Below are 2,927 nucleotides of genomic sequence, written 5' to 3'. Positions count from 1 at the left end.
CGCATCTGCGCGATGCCCTGATCCCAACCGGGAATCACGTAGCCCACGCCCAGAGGAAACTCGATGGGCTGGCCCCGGTCACGGCTAGAGTCGAACTTCTGCCCGTTTTCCAGGGTGCCGGTGTAGTGCACGCTGACCATTCTTCCCTTTTCGGCGGCTGGGCCGTTGCCCTCTTGGTACTTGTCGATCTGGAGGTCTTGGCTCATGGCTGCCAGCTTACTGCCCACCTTAAATGACGTCTCATTCACTTAAACACGGGTGAAGGTTCTCCCTCAGGCGTACCGTTTCCATGAGAAAAACGCCCCCCTTCCTCAAGAACCAGCCCTGCCGCATGAAGATGCGATTACCCAGGGCGCATCCAGTTCGTAAAGACGATTTCTAGACTGAGTCCATGAAGGGTTTGAGAGAATTTATGGACTGGCTGCGCGGTGTCCTCAACCGCCCTCAACCGGTGCCGGTCCCCGTTCCCACTCGTCAGCGCCGACGCTAGACACTGTCCAAGCCACCTTGAGAGGTGGTTTTTTTCGTTTTGCCTACCTGAGCTAGGCGACCCTTCGCAAAGGTGTGAGATAAATCAGGAAAAATTCAAGGCTGGCCTTTATCCTGCGTAGATGCCGGACCCATCCCCTGCCGTTTCTGCGTCTGAACCCGAGCACGGGATGCCCGCCCTGCGGGAACTCATCGCCAACCGCTCCGAAGCTGAGCGCGAACGCGTCGAGGCCGCCTACCGCTTTGCCCGTGACGCCCACGCCGGAGTCATCCGCAAAAGCGGCGAGCCGTACATCACCCACCCCGTCGCCGTCGCCGTCATTCTGGCAAAGCTGGGCATGGACACCGACAGCCTGATGGCGGGGCTGCTGCACGACACCGTGGAGGACGTGGACGGCGTCACCTTCGAAATCATCGAAGAGAACTTCGGTCCCGACGTGCGCCGCATCGTCGAAGGTGAAACCAAAGTCAGCAAACTGTCCAAGCAGGGCAACCAGCAGGCCGAGCTGCGGGAAGCGGGCCGCGACATGCAGGCCGAAAACCTGCGCCAGATGCTGATCGCCATGACGGTGGACCTGCGAATCATCGTGGTCAAGCTGGCTGACCGCCTGCACAACATGCGGACGCTGGGCAGCATGAAGCCCGAAAAGCAGCAGCGCATCGCCCGCGAAACGATGGAGATTTTCGCGCCGCTCGCGCACCGGCTCGGTATCGGGCGCATCAAGTGGGAGCTTGAAGACCTGAGCTTTCGCTACCTGCATCCCGAAGCCTACGACTACCTGCAAACCCGACTGCGCACCCGTCAGGAAGAGCGTGACGAACTGATTGTCGGCGCGGTCGAGCAACTTCGTGAAGCCCTTCAAGACGACCTCGAACTGCTGGAATGGGTCGAAGACATCGACATCGCCGGGCGCTCCAAGCACCTCTGGAGCATCCACAACAAGATGCAGAAAGAGGGCAAGGCGCTGGAACAGATTTTCGACCTGCTGGCGCTGCGGGTGGTGCTGCGGCCCCGTCCCCTGAGCGTGCCCGAGGGAACCGACGACGTACGGCGCGAACGGGCCGAGGAAAACCGCGAAAAACGCGTGTGCTACCACACCCTCAGCGTGGTGCACTCGATGTGGACGCCGCTGCCGGGGCGCGTCAAGGACTACATCGCCGTCCCCAAGCCCAACGGCTACCAGAGCCTGCACACCACAGTCATCTCGCGCAGCGGTCAGCCGATCGAGGTCCAGATTCGTTCGCAGCGAATGCATGAGGTAGCCGAGTTCGGCGTGGCGGCGCACTGGATGTACAAGCAGGGCGGGCAACTGGCGCAAAAGGAGCGCGAGAACTGGATCGCCCAACTGCGCGAAATCCAGAACGAAATCGGGGACGCCTCGGACTACATCGACGCCGTCAAGAACGACATCCTCTCGCAGCGGGTGCGGGTCTTTACACCCAAGGGACTGGCGGTGTCACTGACGGCGGGCAGCACGCCGATCGACTTCGCCTACCACATCCACACCCGCATCGGGGAAACGGCGGTGGGGGCGCGGGTCAACGGCTCGATTGTGCCGCTTTCGCACCGCCTGCAAAACGGCGACATGGTGGAAGTGCTGACGGGCAAGAACGGCAAACCGAGCGAGGACTGGCTCAACTTTGTCGCCACCCGCAGCGCCCGCACCAAGATTCGTGCCTATTCGCGCCAGCAAAAGCGCAGCGAGGGCCTGCAAAAGGGGCACGACCTGCTCGAAAAGTACCTGCGGCGGCGGCAACTGGCGGTCAGGCAACTCATGCGCTCCAAGCTGCTGGAAGAAGCCACCCAAAAGCTGGTCGGCTCGCGCAATCCCGACGAACTGTATCTGGCGCTCGCGGCGGGCAAGGTCACGCCCAGCACGGTGGCCCGTATTCTGTCGCCGTCGCTGGCGCAGGAACAGGCCGCGCCCGCCCGTCCCAAACCTGCCGTCAAGCCTTCGGAACACGGCATTTATGTCGAGGGCTTTACCACCCAGACCAAAATCAGCCACTGCTGCTCGCCCATTCGCGGCGACCAGATCATGGGCTACCTGACGCGGGGGCGCGGGGTCAGCATCCACCGCATCGACTGTCCCAACATGGTGCGGCTGCTGCGCGACGAACCCGAACGCTGCGTGGCGGCCTCGTGGGAAGCGCAGTCGGGCCAAGAACTCGCCGTCGACCTCGACGTGGTGGCCGAAGACCGCGACGGGCTGCTGGCCGACGTGATGAAGGTGCTGAGCGACCTCAGCGTCAGTTCTCTCAAGGTCGAGGCCCACGCCGACGCAGGCGGCACGGCGCATATTCACCTGCGGGTGGCCGTGACCGGGCTGGACAAACTGGAGCAGGTGCGTTCGTCGCTGCTGGGGCTAAGCAGCGTAACCGACGTGCTGCGTGTCGGACGCGGCCCACGCAACGTCAAGAACGGGGCGAGCGGCTGA

General features: G+C 62.7%; 2 protein-coding genes. One reads left to right on the top strand and one right to left on the bottom strand.

Going from position 1 to position 2,927, the window contains the following annotated elements; all coding sequences use genetic code 11:
* Positions 1–206, bottom strand: a 206-nt coding sequence (locus Q4C89_RS07840; RefSeq protein WP_368493221.1) for an FKBP-type peptidyl-prolyl cis-trans isomerase, incomplete at its 3' end; no start/stop codon positions are given.
* 405 nt (positions 207–611) lie between these two features.
* On the opposite strand from Q4C89_RS07840, the gene Q4C89_RS07835 reads away from it, so the two are divergent.
* Positions 612–2,927, top strand: coding sequence for a bifunctional (p)ppGpp synthetase/guanosine-3',5'-bis(diphosphate) 3'-pyrophosphohydrolase (locus Q4C89_RS07835; RefSeq protein ID WP_303102050.1), 2,316 nt, complete (start codon positions 612–614; stop codon positions 2,925–2,927).

The organism is Deinococcus sp. (assembly GCF_030523985.1).
Classification (GTDB): Bacteria; Deinococcota; Deinococci; order Deinococcales; family Deinococcaceae; genus Deinococcus.
Note: the sequence above shows the minus strand (reverse complement) of the source record. Positions and strands in the feature narration are given on the sequence as shown.